Here is a 21,322-nt window from a genome sequence, read left to right as displayed (position 1 = left end):
GGTTGTAGCGGGCCCTGCCCGCGAATCGCGCGCAGGGCGCGCTCCTACAGGGGAATGGTGCGGTGGGGCAGCGCAGGAGCGGATCTCATCCGCGATCCGCGCCGGGACGTCCGGTCATCGCGGACAAGGTCCGCTCCTACGCCTCCGGCAAACACCACACCCCGTAGGATGGGTTGAGCGAAGCGATACCCATCACCAGGGTCCGATGGCTATCGCAAGCTCAACCCATCCTACGAATCGACGCCTGACCGAGAAGATGAGAAAGGGGCCCGAAGGCCCCTTTTTCACATCACCGGCGGGTTCAGGCAGCTTTCGCCTGGCCCAGGGTCACGGCGCGGTTCAGCGCGCTGAACAGGGCGCGGAAGCTGGCGGTGGTGATGTTCTCGTCGATGCCGATGCCGTGCAGCGAGCGGCCGCCTTCGACGCGCAGCTCGATGTAGGCTGCCGCGCGGGCGTTGGTGCCGGCGCCGATGGCGTGCTCGTTGTAGTCCATGATCTCGACTTCCACCGGCAGCGCGGCGACCAGGGCTTCCAGGGTGCCCTTGCCCTTGCCGTGCCAGCGGTGCTGCTCGCCCTTGTGGGTCACGTCGATGTCGATGGCGCAGATGCCGTTCTCTTCCTGCAGGCGGTAGTTCTTCAGGCCGAACGGCGAGACGGCTTGCAGGTACTCGCTCTGCAGCAGGTTGTAGATCTGCTCGGCGGTCATTTCCAGGCCGAGACGGTCGGTCTCGTTCTGCACCACCTGGCTGAACTCGATCTGCATGCGGCGCGGCAGGCTGATGCCGTATTCCTGTTCGAGCAGGAAGGTGATGCCGCCCTTGCCCGACTGGCTGTTGACGCGGATGACCGCCTCGTAGCTGCGGCCGATGTCGGCCGGGTCGATCGGCAGGTAGGGCACTTCCCACACGGCGTCGTCCTTCTGCTGGGCGAAGCCCTTGCGGATGGCGTCCTGGTGGGAGCCGGAGAAGGCGGTGTGGACCAGGTCGCCGACGTAGGGGTGGCGCGGGTGCACCGGAATCTGGTTGCACTCTTCCACCACCTTGCGCACGGCGTCGATGTCGGAGAAGTCCAGCCCCGGGTTGATGCCCTGGGTGTACATGTTCAGCGCCATGGTCACCAGGCAGAGGTTGCCGGTGCGCTCGCCGTTGCCGAACAGGCAGCCTTCCACGCGGTCGGCGCCGGCCATCAGCGCCAGCTCCGAGGCGGCCACGCCGGTGCCGCGGTCGTTGTGGGTGTGCAGGCTGATGATCACGCTGTCGCGCTTGTCGATGTGGCGGCCGAACCACTCGATCTGGTCGGCGTAGTTGTTCGGCGTGGCGCACTCGACGGTGGCCGGCAGGTTGAGGATCAGGCGGTTGGCCGGGGTCGGCTGGAACACGTCGATCACCGCGTTGCACACCTCGACGGCGAAGTCGGTCTCGGTGGAGCTGAACACCTCGGGGGAGTACTCGAAGCCCCACTGGGTTTCCGGCGCGGCGGCGGCCAGGCGCTTGATGGTCTTGCCGGCGGCGATGGCGATCTGCTTGACGCCTTCCTTGTCCTGGTTGAAGACGATCTTGCGGAAGCTCGGCGCGCAGGCGTTGTAGTAGTGCACGATGGCGCGCTTGGCGCCCTTCAGGGATTCGAAGGTACGCTCGATGAGGTCGTCGCGGGCCTGGGTCAGCACCTGGATGGTGACGTCATCGGGAATGTGGCCGCCCTCGATCAGCTCGCGGACGAAGTCGAAGTCGGTCTGCGAGGCGGACGGGAAGCCCACTTCGATTTCCTTCAGGCCCACCTGCACCAGGCACTTGAAGAAGCGCATCTTCTTCTCGGCGTCCATCGGCTCGATCAGCGACTGGTTGCCGTCGCGCAGGTCGGTGCTCAGCCAGATCGGCGCCTTGTCGATGATCTTGTCCGGCCAGGTGCGGTCGGGCAGGGTGATCGGGGTGAAGGGACGGTATTTCTTCGACGGGTCTTTGAGCATGGTCATGGGCGGAATCCTTGTTCTTCCGGGCCAGCGGCGGCCCTGCGCGGTAGAAAGATGAAGAGGTGAAGCCGGGAAACGGATTCAGCCACGCAGTCGCGGGCTGACCAGGCGCAGGCAGGCGTGTTGGCGAAGCAGGATGAGGGTGTGTGCGGTTTTCATGACGACCACCCTAGTGCGCTTTGGGGGTGGATGGCAAGCATTGTGGAAAAATTGGTAGCCATCATCGGGTTATAAAAATAAACGAGATTTTCTGCTTCTGTATTCGCTTTATTGCGCAAGGAATTGCGAAGCGCTTTTTCTGCTTTACTCCCTGATGCGTCTCCATGCCGCACGGCATTGAGCCATCGGCGAATTGCACCCATCGGCCCGGCAGGGTAAAACGCCGCCAATCGATTCGGGGACTTCCAGTGACAGGTCGCAGACGGCGAGGCACAGGACAAGGCACGGGCATCTGGCTGGCGCTCTTCGCCATGCTGATGATCCACCTCGGCCCGCTGCTGTCGCAGTCCATGCCCATGGACCACCCCATGCCGGCCATGGCCGGCATGGAGGGCATGGCCTGCTCCGAACAGATGCGCGGCGGCCACCACGGCCCCGATGCCACGCAGCAGGGCTTCTCCGCCGACCACTTCATGGAGAAGTGCGGCTACTGCGGCCTGCTGCTCCACAGCCCGGCGCTGGAAACCCCGCGCCTGGCGCTCTCCGCCGACCTGCCCGGGGCCGCCCCGGCGCCTCAGGTCGTCATCGAACAATCCATCCCGCCTTCGCCGATCTTCCCCGGCGCCCGTTCGCGCGCGCCACCGTCCATGAGCGCCTGACCTTTCTTTCGCCGTAGCCAGCGCAAGCGCCATCGCGCAGAGGAACCTTCCTCCCCTCCGCGCGCGTCCGCCGTGCCTGGCCAGAAGAACATCGTCATCGATCATGGAATTTCGCATGTCCAGACTCTTCCTGCGCGGGCGCGTTCGCCCGGCACGCCTACGCACCCTTTGCGCACTCACCGCCCTCGGCGGCATCGTCGGCCTGAGCCCTTCCGTTCGCGCCGACGAGGCCGACGACCCGCACGCCGGCCACCACGCCATCGAACTGCAACCCAGTGTCATCACCGCGGTGGCGCAGAGTTCGCCGCTGACCGTGGTCACCGACCCGAAGCAGGCGCGCCAGCCGATCCCGGCCAGCGACGGCGCCGACTACCTGAAGACCATCCCCGGCTTCTCCGCCATCCGCAACGGCGGCAGCAACGGCGACCCGGTGCTGCGCGGCATGTTCGGCTCGCGGCTGAACATCCTCACCAACGGCGGCGTGATGCTCGGCGCCTGCCCGGCGCGGATGGACGCGCCCACTTCCTATATATCGCCGGAGACCTATGATCGGCTCACCGTGGTCAAGGGCCCGGAAACCGTGATCTGGGGCCCCGGCGCCTCGGCCGGGACCATCCGCTTCGACCGCGATCCGGAGCGTTTCGGCGAACTGGGTACGCGGATAAACGGCAGCCTGGTGGCCGGTTCCAACGGCCGCTTCGACCGCGTGCTGGACGCCGCCGCCGGCGGCCCCGAGGGCTACCTGCGCTTCACCGGCAACCGCTCGCAGTCCGACGACTACGAGGACGGTGGCGGCAATACCGTGCCCTCGCGCTGGAACAAGTGGAACGGCGACGTCACCCTGGGCTGGACGCCGGACGCCGACACCCTGGTCGAACTGACCGCCGGCAAGGGCGACGGCGAGGCGCGCTACGCCGGGCGCGGCATGGATGGCTCGCAGTTCAAGCGCGAGAGCCTGGGCCTGCGCTTCGAGAAGTCCAACCTCGGCGGCGTGCTCGACAAGTTGGAGGCGCAGGTCTACTACAACTACGCCGACCACGTGATGGACAACTACAGCCTGCGCACGCCCTCGGGTACCGGCATGATGGCCGGGCCCATGGCCTCCAACGTCGACCGCCGCACCCTCGGCGGGCGCCTGGCGGCCACCTGGCGCTGGGACGACTTCAAACTGATCTCCGGCGTCGACGCCCAGAGCAGCGAGCACCGCCAGCGCAGCGCCATGGGCATCGGCGCCTACGACGAGGTGCCGTGGAACAAGGACGCGACCTTCCACAACTACGGCGCCTTCGCCGAGCTGACCTGGTACGCCGCCGAGCGCGACCGGGTGATCGCCGGCGCACGCCTGGACCGCGCCTCGGCCAAGGACTACCGGCAGACCACCGGCTCGGGAATGACGACGCGGCCCAACCCCACGGCCGACGATACCCGCGCCGACACCCTGCCCAGCGGCTTCCTGCGCTACGAGCACGACCTGGCCGACTCGCCCACCACGCTCTACGCCGGCCTTGGCCACGTGCAGCGCTTCCCCGACTATTGGGAGCTGTTTTCTCCGAACATGGGGCCGGCCGGTTCGGCCAACGCCTTCGACGCCATCAAGCCGGAGAAGACCACCCAGCTCGACTTCGGCGCCCAGTACGAGGGCGAGAAGCTCAAGGCCTGGGCTTCGGGCTACGTCGGCGAGATCCGCGACTACATCCTGTTCACCTACACCAGCGGCGGCATGATGGGGGCAACGTCCCAGGCGACCAACGTCGACGCACGCATCATGGGCGGCGAGCTGGGCGCGGCCTACCAACTGGCGCCGAACTGGAAGACCGACGCGACCCTGGCCTACGCCTGGGGCAAGAACACCAGCGACGACCGCGCGCTGCCGCAGATGCCGCCGCTGGAAACCCGCCTGGGCCTGACCTACGAGCAGGGCGACTGGAGCGCCGGCGCCCTGTGGCGCCTGGTGGCGAAGCAGGGGCGGGTGGCCGAGGGGCAGGGCAACGTGGTCGGCAAGGACTTCGACGAGAGCGCCGGCTTCGGCGTCTTCTCGCTCAACGCCGCCTACCGCGTGAACAAGCACTTCAAGGTCAGCACCGGCGTCGACAACCTGTTCGACAAGGACTACGCCGAGCACCTCAACCTCGCCGGCAACGCCGGCTTCGGCTACCCGGCGAACGACCCCCAGGCGATCCGCGAACCGGGCCGCACGCTCTGGACCAAGGTGGACTTCAGCTTCTGAGCCCCGGCGGCCGCGGCCGCCGGTATGAGTGGGGGCGCCCAGCAGCTATGCTGACCGAGCCCCCGGCGAAGCCGCCCGCTCGACGGGCGGCCCATGAGATCGTTAGGAGTTTCCAACATGCGCAAGACCCTCCTGGCCCTGGCGGCCATGCTGTCCTTCTCCACCCCGCTGCTGGCCCACGAATACAAGGCCGGCGACCTCGACGTCGAACACCCCTGGTCGCTGCTGCTGCCGGCCAACTCGGAGAACGGCGCGGCCTATTTCGTCGTGCACAACCACGGCAAGGCGGCCGACCGCCTGCTCGGCGCCGACACCGAGCGCGCGGCCAGCGCCGAGGTCCACGAGCACCAGATGAAGGACGGCATGATGAAGATGCAGAAGGTCGACGGCGTGGACATCCCCGCCGGCGGCACCGTCACCTTCGCCCCGGGCCATTACCACCTGATGCTGCTCGGCCTGAAGAAGCCGCTGGCCGACGGCGAGCGCTTCCCGCTGACGCTGCACTTCCAGCAGGCCGGCGACCTCAAGGTCGAGGTGCAGGTGCAGAAACAGGCGCCCGAGGCCGGTGAGCACGGCATGTCCGGCCACGATATGTCGGGTCACGACATGCCTGGGATGAAGATGAACTGACCGTCCGGCCGGCCGTGCGCCGGCCTTTCCCCAGGGTGGGAAAATGGAGCCGGGCCGGTTTCGGCTCGGCATGGCCACCCATCGTGGCCGGGAGGTGAGCATGCGCAATGTCCGCAGCGCCGCCATGCTGGCGGCTGCCGTCCTGCTGGCCGCCTGTAGCCAGTCCGGGCTGCGCAACGACCCGTTGCCCCTCGACCAGCACCTGGAACGCCTCGGCTACCGCCAGGGCGAGGCGGTGAAATCGATCCCGGTATGGGAAACCCAGGGCTGGGAATACCTCGACAAAGGCCATATCGTCCTCGGCCACGCGCCCGGGCGGCGCTATCTGGTGGCCTTCTCCTCGCCGTGCGACAACCTGTCGTTCAGCAACCGCCTGAGCATCGGCAGCACGGTGGGAGCGGTGACCAGGCTCGACCGCATCCTCTCGTATGACTCGAGCGGCATCCCCGAGCCCTGCCTGATCGGCGAGCTCTACCGTCTGGAGCGCATTCCCACCCGCGCGGAATGAAGCTTACGGCTTGAAGGCGCCGATGAAGATCGCCGGATCGACGCGGGCGTCGTTGAGGCTGACGTTCCAGTGCATGTGCGGCCCGGTGGCCCGGCCGGTGGCGCCGACGCGGCCGACCACGCCGCCGCGCGGCACCTGATCGCCGAGTTTCACGTCGATCTTCGACATATGGCAGAACATGCTGATGAAGCCCTGGCCATGGTCGACGAACACGGTGTTGCCGTTGAAGAAGTAGTTGCCGATCAGGATCACCTTGCCCGCCGCCGGGGCCTTGATCGGCGTGCCGGCGGGCACCGCGAAGTCCAGCCCGGAGTGCGGGTTGCGTTCCTCGCCATTGAAGAAACGGCGCAGGCCGAAGGGGCTGGAGAGCGGGCCGTTGACCGGCTTGTCCAGCACCAGGTTGCTCGGCGTGCCGGGGCTGAAACTGCGGTAGGCGGCGGTCTGCTCGGCCAGCTCGCGGTTGATGCGCTTGAGGTCCTCGGGCAGCGGGTTGACCTGGCGGGTGTTCTTCAGGGTGATGCGCTGCTCGCGGTAGTGCTTGCTGCCGACCTGGAACGGCAGGCTGCGGTTGGCGCCGGCCTGCTTCACCTGCAGTTGTTGCTGGCCCGGCTTGACGCTGAGCGGGATGCCGACCACTGCGATCCAGTCGCGGCCTTCCTCGCGCACCACCAGCACCGGCTTGCCCTGGTAGCTGGCGCTCGGCGCCGGCCCCGCGCTGCCCAGCTGGACCACGGCGACGCCGCCGGGCACTGGCTTGTTCAGGGTGCGGCTGATGAAGCCCTCGGCATGGGAGGGCAGGGCGAGAAGGGTGGCGAACAGCAGGCAGAAGACGCGGAACATGGGCTTTCCGTAAATCCGGTAAAGCCGGCAGTCTACATGGCATGAACCCCGGCGGTGTAACCGTTGGCGGTTATTCGTCCTGTGTGTAGGCGCAATTATCTTGCCGACTGCGCCGGGGTGATGGGTATCACTTCGCTCAACGCCATCCTACGGGCAATCTTGCGCCGGAGGGCTCTTCGTAGGATGGGTTGAGCCTGCGAAACCCATGCGGTCGTGGTGATGGGTATCGCTTCGCTCAACCCATCCTACGAAGAGCCGTGTTTCCCTGGAAACGTAGGAGCGGACTCCGTCCGCGATTTCGACCAATGCCCAGGTCAGTCCAGCAGCGAGAGGGTGATCGGGGCCTGGTGGTTGTCTTCCACCCGCACTTCCAGTTGGCCTTCGCCCAGTTTTGCGGTCAGGCGCTGGCCGGGCTGGGCCTGGGCGGCGCGGCGGATGGCCTGGCCGCGTTCGTCGAGGAGGATGCTGTAGCCGCGCCCGAGGGTCGCCAGCGGGCTGACGATGTGCAGGCTCTGGGCCAGGCCGTCGAGGCGCTGGCGGCGTTCGCGGAGGATCGCCCGGGTGGCGTGGGGCAGGCGCGCGGCCAGGCTGTCGAGCTTCTGCCGCAGCAGCGCCAGGGCCCGGTCCGGGTGCTGTGCCTGCAGGCGCGTCTGCAGGCGGCCGATGCGTTCCTGGCGCACCTGCAGCTGGCGCTCGAAGGCGCGGCGCAGGCGCATGTCCAGGTCGTCCAGGCGCTGGGCCTGCTGGCGCAGGCGCTCGCCGGGGTGGCGCAGGCGCCGGGCGGTGCCTTCCAGGCGCAGGCGCTCGCGGGTCAGACGGTCCTGGATGCGCAGGATCAGCCGGCGGCGCAGGCCGTCCAGGCGCTGCTGCAGGTCGCCGGCGTGCGGCGCCAGCAACTCGGCGGCGGCCGAGGGCGTGGGCGCGCGGACGTCGGCGACGAAATCGCTGATGGAAACGTCGGTCTCGTGTCCCACGGCGCTGACCACCGGGGTGGCGCAGGCGGCGATGGCGCGGGCCACGACTTCCTCGTTGAAGCACCAGAGGTCCTCCAGCGAGCCGCCGCCGCGGGCCAGGATGATGGCGTCGAAGCCGCGCGCATCGGCCAGCTTCAGGGCGCGGACGATCTGCGCGGTGGCCTCGCGGCCCTGCACCGCGGTGGGCACCAGGGTCAGCTCGACCTGGGGTGCGCGGCGGCGGAACACACTGATAATGTCGCGGATCACCGCGCCGGTGGGCGAACTGACGATGCCGATGCGCCGCGGATGGGCCGGCAGCGGCCGCTTGCGCTCGGCGGCGAACAGGCCCTCGGCGGCGAGCTTCTGCTTCAGCGCCTCGAAGGCCAGGCGCAGGGCGCCATCACCGGCCGGCTCGACGGCGTCGGCGATCAGCTGGTAGTCGCCGCGGCCCTCGAACAGCGAGACCTTGCCGCGCACCTTGACCGCCAGGCCGTCGCGCAGGGCCTGGCGCACCCGCAGGGCGTGCTGGCGGAACAGCGCGCAGCGCACCTGGGCGTTGCCGTCCTTCAAGGTGAAATAGATGTGCCCGGAGGCGGGGCGGGCGAGGTTGGATATCTCGCCTTCCACCCACACCTGCGGGAACACGTCCTCTAGGAGCTGGCGGGCGCGCTGGTTGAGCTGGCTGACGGTCAGCACCTCGCGGTCGAGGCCCAGCCGTTGAAAAGGGTCATTGAGCATGGCGCTGGATGATAAGCCCGGGGCCTTGCCGAGGGCCAGCGCGAAACCCGCGAATCCAGCGGTCGGGCGCGTTGAGCCCGAGCGTGAAGCTGGGGTATAATGCCGCGCTTCCATTTTCCCGTGTGGGAGCCCTCGCCATGCTGCGCATCAGCCAAGAAGCCCTGACGTTCGACGACGTCCTCCTCATCCCCGGTTACTCCGAGGTCCTGCCCAAGGACGTGAGTCTGAAGACTCGCCTGACCCGGGGCATCGAACTGAACATCCCGCTGGTGTCCGCCGCCATGGATACCGTGACCGAATCCCGCCTGGCGATCGCCATGGCGCAGGAAGGCGGTATCGGCATCATCCACAAGAACATGGGCATCGAGCAGCAGGCTGCCGAGGTGCGCAAGGTCAAGAAGCACGAGACCGCCATCGTTCGCGACCCGGTCACCGTGACGCCCTCGACCAAGATCATCGAGCTGCTGCAGATCGCCCGCGAATACGGCTTCTCCGGCTTCCCGGTGGTGGAAGAGGGCGAGCTGGTGGGCATCGTCACCGGCCGCGACCTGCGCGTGAAGCCGAACGTTGGCGACAGCGTGGCGGCGATCATGACGCCCAAGGACAAGCTGATCACCGCCCGCGAAGGCACCGCCCTGGAAGAGATCAAGGCCAAGCTGTACGAGAACCGCATCGAGAAGATGCTGGTGGTCGACGAACAGTTCCGCCTCACCGGCCTGGTCACCTTCCGTGACATCGAGAAGGCCAAGACCTACCCGCTGGCCTCCAAGGACGAGCAGGGCCGCCTGCGCGTCGGCGCCGCCGTCGGCACGGGCGCCGATACCGCCGAGCGCGTCGCCGCGCTGGTCGCTGCCGGCGTCGACGTAGTGGTGGTGGACACCGCCCACGGCCACTCCAAGGGCGTGATCGACCGCGTGCGCTGGGTGAAGGAAACCTTCCCGCAGGTCCAGGTGATCGGCGGCAACATCGCCACCGGCGAAGCCGCCAAGGCCCTGGCCGACGCCGGCGCCGACGCGGTCAAGGTCGGCATCGGCCCGGGCTCCATCTGCACCACCCGCATCGTCGCCGGCGTCGGCGTGCCGCAGATCTCGGCCATCGCCAACGTCGCCGCCGCCCTCGAAGGCACCGGCGTCCCGCTGATCGCCGACGGCGGCATCCGCTTCTCCGGCGACCTGGCCAAGGCCATGGTGGCTGGCGCCTACTGCGTGATGATGGGCTCCATGTTCGCCGGCACCGAAGAGGCTCCGGGCGAGATCGAGCTGTTCCAGGGCCGTTCCTACAAGTCCTACCGCGGCATGGGCTCCCTGGGTGCGATGGCCGGCGCCACCGGCTCCTCCGACCGCTACTTCCAGGACGCCTCCGCCGGCGCCGAGAAGCTGGTCCCCGAGGGCATCGAAGGCCGCGTCCCGTACAAGGGCCAGCTGACCGCCATCGTCCACCAGCTGATGGGCGGCCTGCGCGCCGCCATGGGCTACACCGGCAGCGCCGACATCCAGGACATGCGCACCCGGCCGCAGTTCGTGCGCATCACCGGCGCCGGCATGGCCGAATCCCACGTGCATGACGTGCAGATCACCAAAGAGGCCCCGAACTACCGTGTAGGTTGATCGGGTCGCAATCGAATTGGCGCTGGAAGCTGGAAGCCAGAAGCTGGAAGTTGAATTCCGGTCTCTGCTTCCAGCTTCTGGCTTTCAGCTTCCAGCTATTCCGAAGGAAAGCCCATGTCCCAAGACATTCACGCTCACCGGATCCTGATCCTCGACTTCGGTTCCCAGTACACCCAGCTGATCGCCCGCCGCGTGCGCGAGATCGGCGTGTACTGCGAAATCCACCCGTTCGACATGAGCGACGACGACATCCGCGCCTTCGCCCCGCGCGGCATCATCCTGGCCGGCGGCCCGGAGTCGGTGCACGAGCTGGACAGCCCGCGCGCGCCCAAGGCGGTGTTCGACCTGAACGTGCCGCTGTTCGGCATCTGCTACGGCATGCAGACCATGGCCGAGCAGCTGGGCGGCAAGGTGCAGGGTTCGGACCTGCGCGAGTTCGGCTACGCCCGCGTCGACGTGGTCGGCAAGGCGCGCCTGCTGGACGGCATCGAAGACCACGTCGATGAAGACGGCGTGCTCGGCCTCGACGTGTGGATGAGCCACGGCGACAAGGTCACCGACATCCCCGAGGGCTTCCACATCCTCGCCAGCACCCCGAGCTGCCCGATCGCCGCCATGGCCGACGACGCCCGCGGCTACTACGGCGTGCAGTTCCACCCGGAAGTGACCCACACCAAGCAGGGCGGCCGCATCCTCTCGCGCTTCGTGCTGGACATCTGCGGCTGCGAAGCCCTGTGGACGCCGTCGAACATCGTCAACGACGCCATCGCCACCGTGCGCGCCCAGGTGGGCAACGCCAAGGTGCTGCTGGGCCTGTCCGGCGGCGTCGACTCCTCGGTGGTCGCGGCCCTGCTGCACAAGGCCATCGGCGACCAGCTGACCTGCGTGTTCGTCGACAACGGTCTGCTGCGCCTGCACGAGGGCGACCAGGTGATGGCCATGTTCGCCGAGAACATGGGCGTCAAGGTGATCCGCGCCAACGCCGAAGACAAGTTCCTCGGCCGCCTGGCCGGCGTCGCCGACCCGGAAGAGAAGCGCAAGATCATCGGCCGCACCTTCATCGAGGTCTTCGATGAGGAAGCCACCAAGCTGCAGGACGTGAAGTTCCTCGCCCAGGGCACCATCTACCCCGACGTGATCGAGTCGGCCGGCGCCAAGACCGGCAAGGCCCACGTGATCAAGTCGCACCACAACGTCGGCGGCCTGCCCGAAGATATGCAGTTCGAACTGGTCGAGCCGCTGCGCGAGCTGTTCAAGGACGAAGTGCGCAAGATCGGCCTGGAACTGGGCCTGCCCTACGACATGGTCTACCGCCACCCGTTCCCCGGCCCGGGCCTGGGCGTGCGCATCCTCGGCGAAGTGAAGAAGGAATACGCCGACCTGCTGCGCCGCGCCGACCACATCTTCATCGAAGAGCTGCGCAACTTCGACTGGTACCACAAGACCAGCCAGGCCTTCGTGGTGTTCCAGCCGGTGAAATCCGTCGGCGTGGTCGGCGACGGCCGCCGTTACGCCTGGGTCGTGGCCCTGCGCGCGGTGGAAACCATCGACTTCATGACCGCACGCTGGGCGCACCTGCCCTACGAGCTGCTGGAGAAGGTCAGCAACCGCATCATCAACGAGATCGAAGGCATCTCCCGCGTCACCTACGACGTGTCGAGCAAGCCGCCGGCGACCATCGAGTGGGAGTGATCCCAGCACGCCGGCGCCGCTGAGCGGCGCCGGCAACTGGAAGACGGGGCGGTCGTGGTCATCCACGCCGCCCCGTCGTCGTTTCAGCGGCCGACGAAGTTCGCCTCGCGGCGTTCGAGGAAGGAGGCCACGCCTTCCTTGACGTCGTCGCTGCCCATCAGCGGTTGCAGGTCCGGCAGCAGGCGGCGGGCGGCTTCCGTCTCGCCTTCGGCCAGGGCCAGGCGCGCGCTGGCCAGGGTGGCGCGCACGCCCAGCGGGGCCTGGCGGGCGATGCGTTCGGCTATGGCCAGGGCTGTGGCGAATTCCTCGCCGGGGGCCGTCACTTCCTGCACCAGGCCCATGCGCTGGGCTTCCCGGGCGTCGAATTCGTCGCCGGTGAACAGGTAGCGCATGGTGTTGCCCCAGCCGATGTTCTGCACGAAGCGGATGGTCGCGCCGCCCACGGCATAGATGCCGCGCTTGACCTCGATCTGGCCGAAGCGGGCATCTTCCGCGGCGACGCGCACGTCGGCGGCCAGCATCAGTTCCAGGGCGGCGGTGAAGCAGACGCCGCGGGCGGCGACCACGATCGGCTTGGCCACCCGCCGCGCCGGGTCCAGGCCGAAGGGGTCGCAGGCGCCTGGAGGCAGTTCGGGGAAGCGGCCGCTGGTGAACTGCGGGCCCCACTTGTCCAGCTCCAGGCCGGCGCAGAAGTGCTGGCCTTCGCCGTAGAGCAGGCCGCAGCGCAGTTCGTCGTCGCCTTGCAGTTCACCGTAGGCGTCGGCCAGTGCCAGGTACAGCTCCACGTCCATGGCGTTGTACTTCTCCGGGCGGTTCAGCCCGATGCAGAGCACATGGCCCTTGCGTTCCACCTTCAGTTTCTGGCTCATGCCTCGTCTCTCTCGTCGTCAATGGCGGCGTGCCGCCGTGGAAGCGAAGTTATCCAGATAGCCTTCCGCGGCGCCGCTGTCCATGTCTGTCAGGCATTTGCTGGGGCCGCCCGGGATGCGACATCGCGCGCCGTCTTCGCGCTCGCCTTGCCACCGGGAAAATGAGAAAATCTTGCATTTGCGAGATACCCGCAGGGGTTGGGGGAGACATGAGCTTTACCCGCAGACAGGTACTGGGTGGCATCGCCGGCCTCGCCGTGGTCGGCCTCGGCGCCGGCGGCGCGCGTCTATGGCTGGCGCGCCCGCAGGTGACCGCGGAGCACGACTACGAACTGATCGCCGCGCCCATGGACCTGGAGCTGGTGCCCGGGCACAAGACCCCGGCGCTGCTCTACGGCAACCGCTTCCCCGGCTTCGAGATCCGCGCCCGCCAGGGCGACTGGCTGCGCGTGCGCTTCACCAACAAACTGGACCAGCCGACCACCATCCACTGGCACGGTATCCGCCTGCCCATCGAGATGGACGGCGTGCCCTACATCTCGCAGCCGCCGGTGCAGCCGGGGCAGAGCTTCGTCTACCTGTTCAAGACCCCCGACGCCGGCAGCTACTGGTACCACCCGCACCTGATGAGCAGCGAGCAGCTGGGCCGCGGCCTGGTCGGCCCGCTGATCATCGACGAGCGCGAGCCCAGCGGCTTCAGTCACGAGAAAATCCTCTGCCTGAAGACCTGGCACGTGGACGAGCAGGGCGCCTTCACCGCCTTCAGCGTGCCGCGCGAAGCCGCCCGCGAGGGCACCCGCGGCAGCCTGTCGACCATCAACGGCGAGCACGTGCCGGTGATCGAGCTGCCCGCCGGCCAGGTGACCCGCGTGCGCATCCTCAACATCGACAACACCGTGACCTACCGGCTCAACCTGCCGGGCAGCGAGGCGAAGATCTACGCCATCGACGGCCACCCGGTGGAGCCGCGGGACCTCGACGAGCAATACTGGATCGGCCCGGGCATGCGCCTGGAGCTGGCCATCCGCGGCCCGGCCGAGGGCCAGGAGCTGTCCCTGCGCGACGGCGTGGTGCGCCTGGGCACGGTGCGCGGCGTGGCGCCGCTGCAGGGTGGTTCCGCCGAATGGCCGCCGGCGCTGCCGCACAACCCGGTGAGCGAGCCGGACCTGGACAAGGCCGAGACCATCGACTTCAAGTTCGAGTGGGTGGGCGCCATGACCGACTACTCCAAGGGCCAGGCGACCCCGTCGCTGTGGCAGATCAACGGCGTGGCCTGGCAGGGCGGCGAGGAGCACAAGCACAACGCGCCGCCGCTGGCCAAGCTGGAGCTGGGCAAGAGCTACATCTTCACCCTGCGCAACCTGACGCAGTACCAGCACCCGATCCACCTGCACGGCATGACCTTCAAGGTGCTGGCGTCCAACCGCCGCAAGATCATCCCGTACTACAGTGATACCTACCTGCTGGGCAAGAACGAGAGCGCGAAGGTGGCGCTGGTGGCGGACAACCCCGGCCTGTGGATGTTCCACTGCCACGTCATCGATCATATGGAGACCGGCCTGATGGGCACCATCGCCGTGGGTGACGCCTGGTGCGGCTGACCAACAGCAAGGGCCACCCGACGGTGAAGGGGCTGGCCCCGGTGATCGACCGCAGCCGCGACCGCGAATTCATGCGCGAGGCCATGGCCCTGGCCGAGCAGGGCGCGGCCCTGGGCGAGGTGCCGGTGGGCGCGGTGCTGGTGCTGGAGGGCCAGGTCGTCGGCCGTGGCTTCAACCAGCCGATCACCGCCCACGACCCCAGCGCTCACGCCGAGATGGTCGCCATCCGCGAAGCCGCGGCGGCGGCCGGCAACTACCGCCTGCCCGGCAGCACCCTCTACGTCACCCTGGAGCCCTGCAGCATGTGCGCCGGCCTGCTGGTGCACGCGCGCATCCAGCGCCTGGTCTATGCCGCCACCGAGCCCAAGTCGGGGGTGGTGGTCAGCCGGGGGGAGTTCTTTGCCCAGGAGTTCCTCAACCACAAGGTGTTGGTGGAGGGCGGGGTGCTGGCGGAGGAGTGCAGTGCGATGCTGTCGGCCTTTTTTAAGGCGCGGCGCAAGGGATAGGGCGCGGCGTCCTACGCGAATCGCGGACGGAGTCTGCTCCTGCGATAGTGCATTCCTGAAAACTGTCTTGCCGGCGGAGCGCCGAGGCGCTTTTCGTAGGATGGGTTGAGCTTGCGATACCCATCGGATCATGGTGATGGGTATCGCTTCGCTCAACACCATCCTACGGGTGTTGTGTTTGCCGGAGGCTCCGGCGCGATTCGCGGATGAGATCCGCTCCTACGCGCTGCCCCACTCGCGCCATTCCCATGTAGGAGCGCGCCCTGCGCGCGAAATCGCGGGCAGGGCCCGCTCCTACAGTTGTCGTGGGGCATGGAGTTTCCTCGTGGCGGACTCCGTCCGCAGAGGCTCTGCGCTTCAGAGCTTCTCGTCAGGCTCTTCGCTGGGCCGGGTCTTGTTCACCCCCGGCAGGTGCAGGCCGCTTTCGGCCAGTTGGCCACCCTCGAGCTGCGGCTGGGTCACCCAGGTGAGGATGTCGTAGTAGCGCCGCACGTTCTGCACGAAATGCACGGTCTCGCCGCCGCGGGCGTAGCCGTAGCGGGTCTTGCGGAACCACTGCTTCTGCGACAGGCGCGGCAGCATCTTCTTCACGTCCAGCCACTTGTCCGGGTTCAGGCCTTCCTGCTGGGCCAGCTTGCGGGCGTCGTCGAGGTGGGCGCTGCCGATGTTGTAGGAGGCCAGGGCGAACCAGCTGCGGTCCGGCTCCTTGATGCTGTCCGGCAGCTCGTCGCGGATCTGGTCGAAGTACTTGCCGCCGCCCTGGATGCTCTGCTTGGCGTCTAGACGGTTGGACACGCCCATGGCCTGGGCGGTGCGGTTGGTCAGCATCATCAGGCCGCGCACGCCGGTCTTGGAGGTGGCGTCGGGCTGCCACATGGATTCCTGGTAGCCGATGGCGGCAAGCAGGCGCCAGTCCATCTTCAGCGTCTGGGCGATCTGCTTGAAGTGCGTTTCGTAGCGCGGCAGGCGCTGCTGCAGGTGCTGGGCGAAGGTGTAGGCGCCGACGTAGCCGAGCACGTCGACGTGGCCGTAGTAGCGGTCCTTCAGGTGCTGCAGGGTGCCGTCCTGCTTGACCTTGTCGAGGAACTTGTTGACCTCGGCGTACAGGCTGTCGTCCGTCCCGCCGGGCAAGGCCCAGGCCAGGCCGCGGGCGTCGCCGAAGTCGAAGGCCACGCGCACGTTGGGGAAGTAGACCTGGTTCATCGCCAGCTCGTTGGAGTCGATCAGCGTCAGGTCGATGTCGCCGACGTCCACCATGCGCAGCAGGTCGACCATCTCGTCGGCGTCGGATTCCTTGTACTCCAGCTTCGGGTACTTCTTCTTCAGCTCGGCCAGCTGCATGGCGTGGCTGCTGCCCTTGAGCACCACGATGCGCTTGCCGACCAGGTCGTCCGGGCGGGTGGGGCGCGGGTCGCCATTGCGGTAGACGACCTGGGGAGTGACGTCCAGGTAGGAGTGCGAGAAGCGTACGGAGGTCTCCCGCTCGCCGCCGGGGGTGAGGCCGGCGGCGGCCAGGTCGGGGCCGCCGGATTGGCCGAGCTTGCTGTAGAGGTCGTCGAGGTTGTCGGCGGTCTCCATCTGCAGCTTCACCCCCAGGTGATCGGCGAAGCGCTTGGCCAGCTCGTATTCGAAGCCGGTCTCGCCGTTGCGATCCTGGAAGTAGGTGGCCGGGCTGTTGCGGGTTATCACCCGCAGCACTCCGTCCTTCTGTACCCGCTCCAGGGCCGTGGGGGCTTTCGCCTCGCTACAGCCGGAGAGCAGCAGAAAGATACAGGTCGCCAGGATCCATACGGCGGAGCGCACGCGGGACGGGTTCAGGGCAAACATCGGCGCAGTATACGCCAAGGTCGCGGAGCCCAATATCTGGACAGCCGGGGGTATCTCTGCTAGCGGCTTCATTTCAGGGGCCGGGCCAGACGCCGCTCAGGGGCGCGCAGGCGCGCCTGGCGCGTGCGTGCGCCGGGCCTGCTCGAAAGCGTTCGAAGATGAATGGCGCCGCTCCCCCGCCCAATGGCAGAAAGCCCTTGCCGTCGGCCGAGCTGCAGGTGCCGCCGGGGCATGCTTTACGGTAGAATGCACGGCCTCTGCGGGCCGGCCCTCCCGGCCCTGCGAATTCCCCTGTCTCCAGAGGCTGTTCCGACAATGCTGATCCTGCGCGGCGCTCCCGCCCTTTCCGCCTTCCGCCACGGCAAACTGCTCGACCTGCTGACCCGGCAGGTACCCGCTGTCACCGGGCTGTACGCCGAGTTTGCGCATTTCGCCGAGGTCAGTGGCGTGCTGACCGCCGATGAGGAACAGGTGCTCGGACGGCTGCTCAAGTACGGCCCGAGCGTGCCGGTGCAGGAGCCCAAGGGCCGCCTGTTCCTGGTGGTGCCGCGCTTCGGCACCATCTCGCCGTGGTCCAGCAAGGCCACCGACATCGCTCACAACTGCGGCCTGGCGAAGCTCGAGCGCATCGAGCGCGGCATCGCCTACTACGTCGCCGGCGAGCTGTCCGAGGCCGACGCCGCGCAAGTCGCCGCGCGCCTGCACGACCGCATGACGCAACTGGTGCTGAACCAGATGGAAGAGGCCGCCGGCCTGTTCAGCCATGCCCAGCCCAAGCCGCTGACCGTGGTCGACATCCTCGGCGGCGGCCGCGCCGCGCTGGAGAAGGCCAACCTGGAGCTGGGCCTGGCCCTGGCCGAGGACGAGATCGACTACCTGGTGAAGAGCTTCGTCGAGCTGGGCCGCAACCCCCACGACGTCGAGCTGATGATGTTCGCCCAGGCCAACTCCGAGCACTGCCGCCACAAGATCTTCAACGCCAGTTGGGACATCGACGGCCAGGCCCAGGACAAGAGCCTGTTCGGCATGATCAAGAACACCTATGAAATGCACCGCGAAGGCGTGCTGTCCGCGTACAAGGACAACGCCGCGGTGATGGTGGGCTCGGTCGCCGGGCGCTTCTACCCCAACCCCGAGACCCGCCAGTACGGCGCCAGCGAAGAGCCGGTGCACATCCTGATGAAGGTCGAGACGCACAACCACCCGACCGCCATCGCCCCGTTCCCCGGCGCCTCCACCGGCTCCGGCGGCGAAATCCGCGACGAGGGCGCCACCGGCCGCGGCGCCAAGCCCAAGGCCGGCCTGGTCGGCTTCACCGTCTCCAACCTGAACATCCCCGGTTTCGAGCAGCCCTGGGAAGTGCCCTACGGCAAGCCCGAGCGCATCGTCACCGCGCTGGACATCATGATCGAAGGCCCGCTGGGCGGCGCCGCGTTCAACAACGAATTCGGCCGTCCCAACCTGACCGGCTACTTCCGTACCTTCGAGCAGGCCGTGGCGACCCCGCGCGGCGAGGAAGTGCGCGGCTACCACAAGCCGATCATGATCGCCGGCGGCCTGGGCAACATCCGCGAAGACCACGTGCAGAAGGGCGAGATCAGCGTCGGCGCCAAGCTCATCGTGCTCGGCGGCCCGGCCATGCTCATCGGCCTGGGCGGCGGCGCGGCCTCGTCCATGGCCACCGGCGCTTCCGCCGCCGACCTGGACTTCGCCTCGGTGCAGCGCGAGAACCCGGAAATGGAACGCCGCTGCCAGGAGGTCATCGACCGCTGCTGGCAGCTGGGCGCGAACAACCCGATCAAGTTCATCCACGACGTCGGCGCCGGCGGCATCTCCAACGCCCTGCCGGAACTGATCAACGACGGCGGCCGCGGCGGCCGCTTCGAACTGCGCGCGGTGCCCAACGACGAGCCGGGCATGAGCCCGCTGGAAATCTGGTGCAACGAGTCCCAGGAGCGCTACGTCCTGTCCGTCGACGCCGCCGACTTCGAGACCTTCAAGGCCATCTGCGAGCGCGAGCGCTGCCCGTTCGCCGTGGTCGGCGAAGCCACCGAGGAGAAGCACCTGACCGTCGCCGACAGCCACTTCGGCAACAAGCCGGTGGACATGCCGCTCGACGTGCTGCTCGGCAAGCCGCCGCGCATGCACCGCTCGGTCGCCCGCGAAGCCGAGATCGGCGATGACTTCAGCGCCGCCGCCCTGGACCTGGGCGAGGCCACCGAGCGCGTGCTGCGCCACCCGGCCGTGGCCAGCAAGAGCTTCCTGATCACCATCGGCGACCGCACCATCACCGGCCTGGTGGCCCGCGACCAGTTCGTCGGCCCCTGGCAGGTGCCGGTGGCCGACTGCGCCGTCACCGCCACCAGCTTCGACGTCTACACCGGCGAAGCCATGGCCATGGGCGAGCGCACCCCGCTGGCCCTGCTCGACGCCCCGGCCTCGGGCCGCATGGCCATCGGCGAGACCATCACCAACCTGGCTGCCGCCCGCATCGGCGCGATCTCCGACATCAAGCTGTCGGCCAACTGGATGGCCGCCGCCGGCCACCCGGGCGAGGACGCGCGCCTGTACGACACCGTCAAGGCGGTGGGCATGGAGCTGTGCCCGGCGCTGGGCATCACCATCCCGGTGGGCAAGGACTCCATGTCCATGAAGACCCGCTGGCAGGATGCGGGCGTGGAGAAGAGCGTCACCGCGCCCATGTCGCTGATCATCTCCGGCTTCGCCCCGGTCAACGACGTGCGCAAGACCCTCACCCCGCAGCTGCGCCTGGACAAGGGCGAGACCGACCTGATCCTCATCGACCTCGGCCGCGGCAAGAACCGCCTGGGCGGCTCGATCCTGGCGCAGACCTACGGCAAGATCGGCCAGCGGGCCCCGGACGTCGACGACGCCGAGGACCTCAAGGCCTTCTTTGCGGTGATCCAGGGCCTCAACGCCGACGGCCACCTGCTGGCCTACCACGACCGTTCCGACGGCGGCCTGCTGGCCAGCGTGCTGGAAATGGCCTTCGCCGGCCACTGCGGCCTGTCCCTGCGCCTCGACGACCTGGCTTCCAGCCGCGAGGAACTCAATGCCGCGCTGTTCAGCGAGGAGCTGGGCGCGGTCATCCAGGTCCGCGAAGCGGCCACCCCGGAAGTGCTGGCGCAGTTCAGCGCCGCCGGCCTGGGCGACTGCGTGGCGGTGATCGGCCAGCCGGTCAACGGCGACGCCATCGAGCTGGGCTTCAACGGCGCGCCGGTGTACAGCGCCGAGCGCCGCCTGCTGCAGCGCATCTGGAGCGAAACCAGCTACCAGATCCAGCGCCTGCGCGACAACGCCGAGTGCGCCGACCAGGAGTTCGACGGCCTGCTGGCCGAGGACAATCCCGGCCTGTCCGCCAAGCTCAGCTTCGACGTCAACGACGACATCGCCGCGCCCTACATCAAGAAGGGCGTGCGCCCGCAGGTGGCGATCCTCCGCGAGCAGGGCGTCAACGGCCAGGTGGAAATGGCCGCGGCCTTCGACCGCGCCGGCTTCGCCGCGGTGGACGTGCACATGAGCGACATCCTCGCCGGCCGCGTCAGCCTGGAAGACTTCAAGGGCCTGGTGGCCTGCGGCGGCTTCTCCTACGGCGACGTGCTCGGCGCCGGTGAGGGCTGGGCCAAGTCGATCCTGTTCAACGCCCGCGCCCGCGACGGCTTCCAGGCCTTCTTCGAGCGCAAGGACAGCTTCGCCCTGGGCGTGTGCAACGGTTGCCAGATGATGTCCAACCTGCACGAGCTGATCCCCGGCACCGAGTTCTGGCCGCACTTCGTGCGCAACCGCTCCGAGCAGTTCGAAGCGCGTGTGGCCATGGTCCAGGTGCAGGAGTCGCAGTCGATCTTCCTGCAGGGCATGGCCGGTTCGCGCCTGCCCATCGCCATCGCCCACGGCGAGGGCCATGCGGAGTTCGAAAGCGAGGAAGCCCTGCTCGAGTCGGACCTGTCCGGCTGCGTGGCGCTGCGCTTCGTCGACAACCACGGCAAGGTCACCGAGACCTACCCGGCCAACCCCAACGGCTCGCCCCGCGGGATCACCGGCCTGACCAGCCGCGACGGCCGCGTGACCATCATGATGCCGCACCCGGAGCGGGTGTTCCGCGCCGTGCAGAACTCCTGGCGCCCGGACGAGTGGCAGGAAGACGGCGGCTGGATGCGCATGTTCCGCAACGCCCGCGTCTGGGTGGGCTGAGGCCGCATCTGACGCAGCAGGAAAAGGGGAAGGCTTCGGCCTTCCCCTTTTTCGTTGCGGGCTCGCGAACCCGACCTCCTGTAGGAGCGCGCCCTGCGCGCGAATCGCAGGCAGGGCCTGCTCCTACAGGTGGCTCCGTATGAGCGAGCATGGCTTTTCGTAGGATGGTGTTGAGCGAAGCGATACCCATCAGCGCAACCGCATGGGTATCGCAAGCTCAACCCATCCTACGAAGAGCGCCTCGGCGCTGCCGGCAAGACAGTTGCTCCTGCGAGCATTCAAATGTGGCGAATCGGGGCCCCGCCAAAGGTTGGGCTGGGCG

14 protein-coding genes are annotated in these 21,322 nt (G+C 67.9%); 9 read left to right on the top strand and 5 right to left on the bottom strand.

The features are described from left to right. Window positions 1-301: 301 nt before the first annotated feature. Complete coding sequence (leuA, locus tag PcP3B5_RS24110) at window positions 302-1,972, bottom strand: 2-isopropylmalate synthase (protein WP_043314905.1); 1,671 nt, start codon at window positions 1,970-1,972, stop codon at window positions 302-304. A gap of 467 nt (window positions 1,973-2,439) precedes the next feature. On the opposite strand from leuA, the gene PcP3B5_RS24105 reads away from it, so the two are divergent. The 4 genes from PcP3B5_RS24105 (at window position 2,440) to PcP3B5_RS24090 (ending at window position 6,152) form a co-directional block, all read left to right on the top strand. Next, window positions 2,440-2,787 carry a DUF2946 domain-containing protein gene (locus PcP3B5_RS24105; protein ID WP_061562607.1) on the top strand — a complete coding sequence of 116 codons (348 nt, stop codon included), beginning with the start codon at window positions 2,440-2,442 and terminating at the stop codon, window positions 2,785-2,787. Between the two features lie 115 nt (window positions 2,788-2,902). Continuing rightward, window positions 2,903-5,014: a TonB-dependent copper receptor gene (locus PcP3B5_RS24100; protein WP_145923943.1), complete on the top strand. Its 2,112-nt coding sequence runs from the start codon at window positions 2,903-2,905 to the stop codon at window positions 5,012-5,014. A 117-nt stretch (window positions 5,015-5,131) separates the two neighbouring features. Continuing rightward, window positions 5,132-5,644 carry a copper chaperone PCu(A)C gene (locus tag PcP3B5_RS24095; RefSeq protein ID WP_061562605.1) on the top strand — a complete coding sequence of 171 codons (513 nt, stop codon included), beginning with the start codon at window positions 5,132-5,134 and terminating at the stop codon, window positions 5,642-5,644. A 100-nt stretch (window positions 5,645-5,744) separates the two neighbouring features. Then, the gene (locus PcP3B5_RS24090; RefSeq protein WP_061562604.1) at window positions 5,745-6,152 is read left to right on the top strand and encodes a DUF6491 family protein; all 408 of its coding nucleotides are present in this window, start codon (window positions 5,745-5,747) and stop codon (window positions 6,150-6,152) included. Between the two features lie 3 nt (window positions 6,153-6,155). Here PcP3B5_RS24090 and PcP3B5_RS24085 read toward each other — a convergent pair whose 3' ends face one another. Together PcP3B5_RS24085 and xseA are read right to left on the bottom strand one after the other, a co-directional pair. Further along, entirely contained in the window at window positions 6,156-6,992 is an 837-nt protein-coding gene (locus tag PcP3B5_RS24085; RefSeq protein ID WP_043314909.1) for a M23 family metallopeptidase, read from the bottom strand. 314 nt (window positions 6,993-7,306) lie between these two features. Then, a complete protein-coding gene (gene xseA / locus PcP3B5_RS24080; protein WP_061562603.1) occupies window positions 7,307-8,686 on the bottom strand; it encodes an exodeoxyribonuclease VII large subunit in 1,380 nt (459 codons plus the stop codon). A gap of 137 nt (window positions 8,687-8,823) precedes the next feature. On the opposite strand from xseA, the gene guaB reads away from it, so the two are divergent. Next, a complete protein-coding gene (gene guaB, locus PcP3B5_RS24075) occupies window positions 8,824-10,293 on the top strand; it encodes an IMP dehydrogenase (RefSeq protein WP_009616195.1) in 1,470 nt (489 codons plus the stop codon). Window positions 10,294-10,407: 114 nt separating this feature from the next. Beyond that, window positions 10,408-11,985: a glutamine-hydrolyzing GMP synthase gene (gene guaA, locus PcP3B5_RS24070; RefSeq protein WP_043271436.1), complete on the top strand. Its 1,578-nt coding sequence runs from the start codon at window positions 10,408-10,410 to the stop codon at window positions 11,983-11,985. Window positions 11,986-12,068: 83 nt separating this feature from the next. Here guaA and PcP3B5_RS24065 read toward each other — a convergent pair whose 3' ends face one another. After that, window positions 12,069-12,854 (bottom strand): crotonase/enoyl-CoA hydratase family protein, encoded by a 786-nt coding sequence (locus PcP3B5_RS24065; protein WP_061562602.1) that lies wholly within the window; start codon window positions 12,852-12,854, stop codon window positions 12,069-12,071. A 209-nt stretch (window positions 12,855-13,063) separates the two neighbouring features. Here PcP3B5_RS24065 and PcP3B5_RS24060 point away from each other — a divergent pair, with 209 nt between their 5' ends. Both PcP3B5_RS24060 and tadA read left to right on the top strand, forming a co-directional pair. Then, window positions 13,064-14,455: a multicopper oxidase family protein gene (locus PcP3B5_RS24060; RefSeq protein WP_009616296.1), complete on the top strand. Its 1,392-nt coding sequence runs from the start codon at window positions 13,064-13,066 to the stop codon at window positions 14,453-14,455. Then, window positions 14,443-14,961 (top strand): tRNA adenosine(34) deaminase TadA, encoded by a 519-nt coding sequence (tadA, locus tag PcP3B5_RS24055; RefSeq protein WP_043314914.1) that lies wholly within the window; start codon window positions 14,443-14,445, stop codon window positions 14,959-14,961. Before PcP3B5_RS24060 ends, tadA begins: the two co-directional genes overlap by 13 nt. 357 nt (window positions 14,962-15,318) lie before the next feature. Here tadA and mltF read toward each other — a convergent pair whose 3' ends face one another. Beyond that, complete coding sequence (gene mltF, locus PcP3B5_RS24050; RefSeq protein ID WP_043271429.1) at window positions 15,319-16,788, bottom strand: membrane-bound lytic murein transglycosylase MltF; 1,470 nt, start codon at window positions 16,786-16,788, stop codon at window positions 15,319-15,321. Between the two features lie 315 nt (window positions 16,789-17,103). Here mltF and purL point away from each other — a divergent pair, with 315 nt between their 5' ends. Then, window positions 17,104-21,000, top strand: a complete 3,897-nt coding sequence (gene purL / locus PcP3B5_RS24045) for a phosphoribosylformylglycinamidine synthase (protein WP_061562601.1) — start codon at window positions 17,104-17,106, stop codon at window positions 20,998-21,000. Window positions 21,001-21,322 lie beyond the last annotated feature (322 nt).

This window comes from Pseudomonas citronellolis (assembly GCF_001586155.1).
GTDB classification, from domain to species: Bacteria; Pseudomonadota; Gammaproteobacteria; order Pseudomonadales; family Pseudomonadaceae; genus Pseudomonas; species Pseudomonas citronellolis.
This window is presented reverse-complemented; position numbering and strand designations above follow the sequence as displayed.

Bases quoted from the DNA above. Each gene is read 5' to 3' on its own strand.
- PcP3B5_RS24095 (WP_061562605.1), top strand. From the start codon at position 5,132: ATGCGCAAGACCCTCCTGGCCCTGGCGGCCATGCTGTCCTTCTCCACC.
- PcP3B5_RS24060 (WP_009616296.1), top strand. From the start codon at position 13,064: ATGAGCTTTACCCGCAGACAGGTACTGGGTGGCATCGCCGGCCTCGCC.
- purL (WP_061562601.1), top strand. From the start codon at position 17,104: ATGCTGATCCTGCGCGGCGCTCCCGCCCTTTCCGCCTTCCGCCACGGC.
- leuA (WP_043314905.1), bottom strand. From the start codon at position 1,972: ATGACCATGCTCAAAGACCCGTCGAAGAAATACCGTCCCTTCACCCCG.
- guaA (WP_043271436.1), top strand. From the start codon at position 10,408: ATGTCCCAAGACATTCACGCTCACCGGATCCTGATCCTCGACTTCGGT.
- guaB (WP_009616195.1), top strand. From the start codon at position 8,824: ATGCTGCGCATCAGCCAAGAAGCCCTGACGTTCGACGACGTCCTCCTC.
- PcP3B5_RS24105 (WP_061562607.1), top strand. From the start codon at position 2,440: ATGCTGATGATCCACCTCGGCCCGCTGCTGTCGCAGTCCATGCCCATG.
- mltF (WP_043271429.1), bottom strand. From the start codon at position 16,788: ATGTTTGCCCTGAACCCGTCCCGCGTGCGCTCCGCCGTATGGATCCTG.
- PcP3B5_RS24090 (WP_061562604.1), top strand. From the start codon at position 5,745: ATGCGCAATGTCCGCAGCGCCGCCATGCTGGCGGCTGCCGTCCTGCTG.
- xseA (WP_061562603.1), bottom strand. From the start codon at position 8,686: ATGCTCAATGACCCTTTTCAACGGCTGGGCCTCGACCGCGAGGTGCTG.
- PcP3B5_RS24100 (WP_145923943.1), top strand. From the start codon at position 2,903: ATGTCCAGACTCTTCCTGCGCGGGCGCGTTCGCCCGGCACGCCTACGC.
- PcP3B5_RS24085 (WP_043314909.1), bottom strand. From the start codon at position 6,992: ATGTTCCGCGTCTTCTGCCTGCTGTTCGCCACCCTTCTCGCCCTGCCC.
- PcP3B5_RS24065 (WP_061562602.1), bottom strand. From the start codon at position 12,854: ATGAGCCAGAAACTGAAGGTGGAACGCAAGGGCCATGTGCTCTGCATC.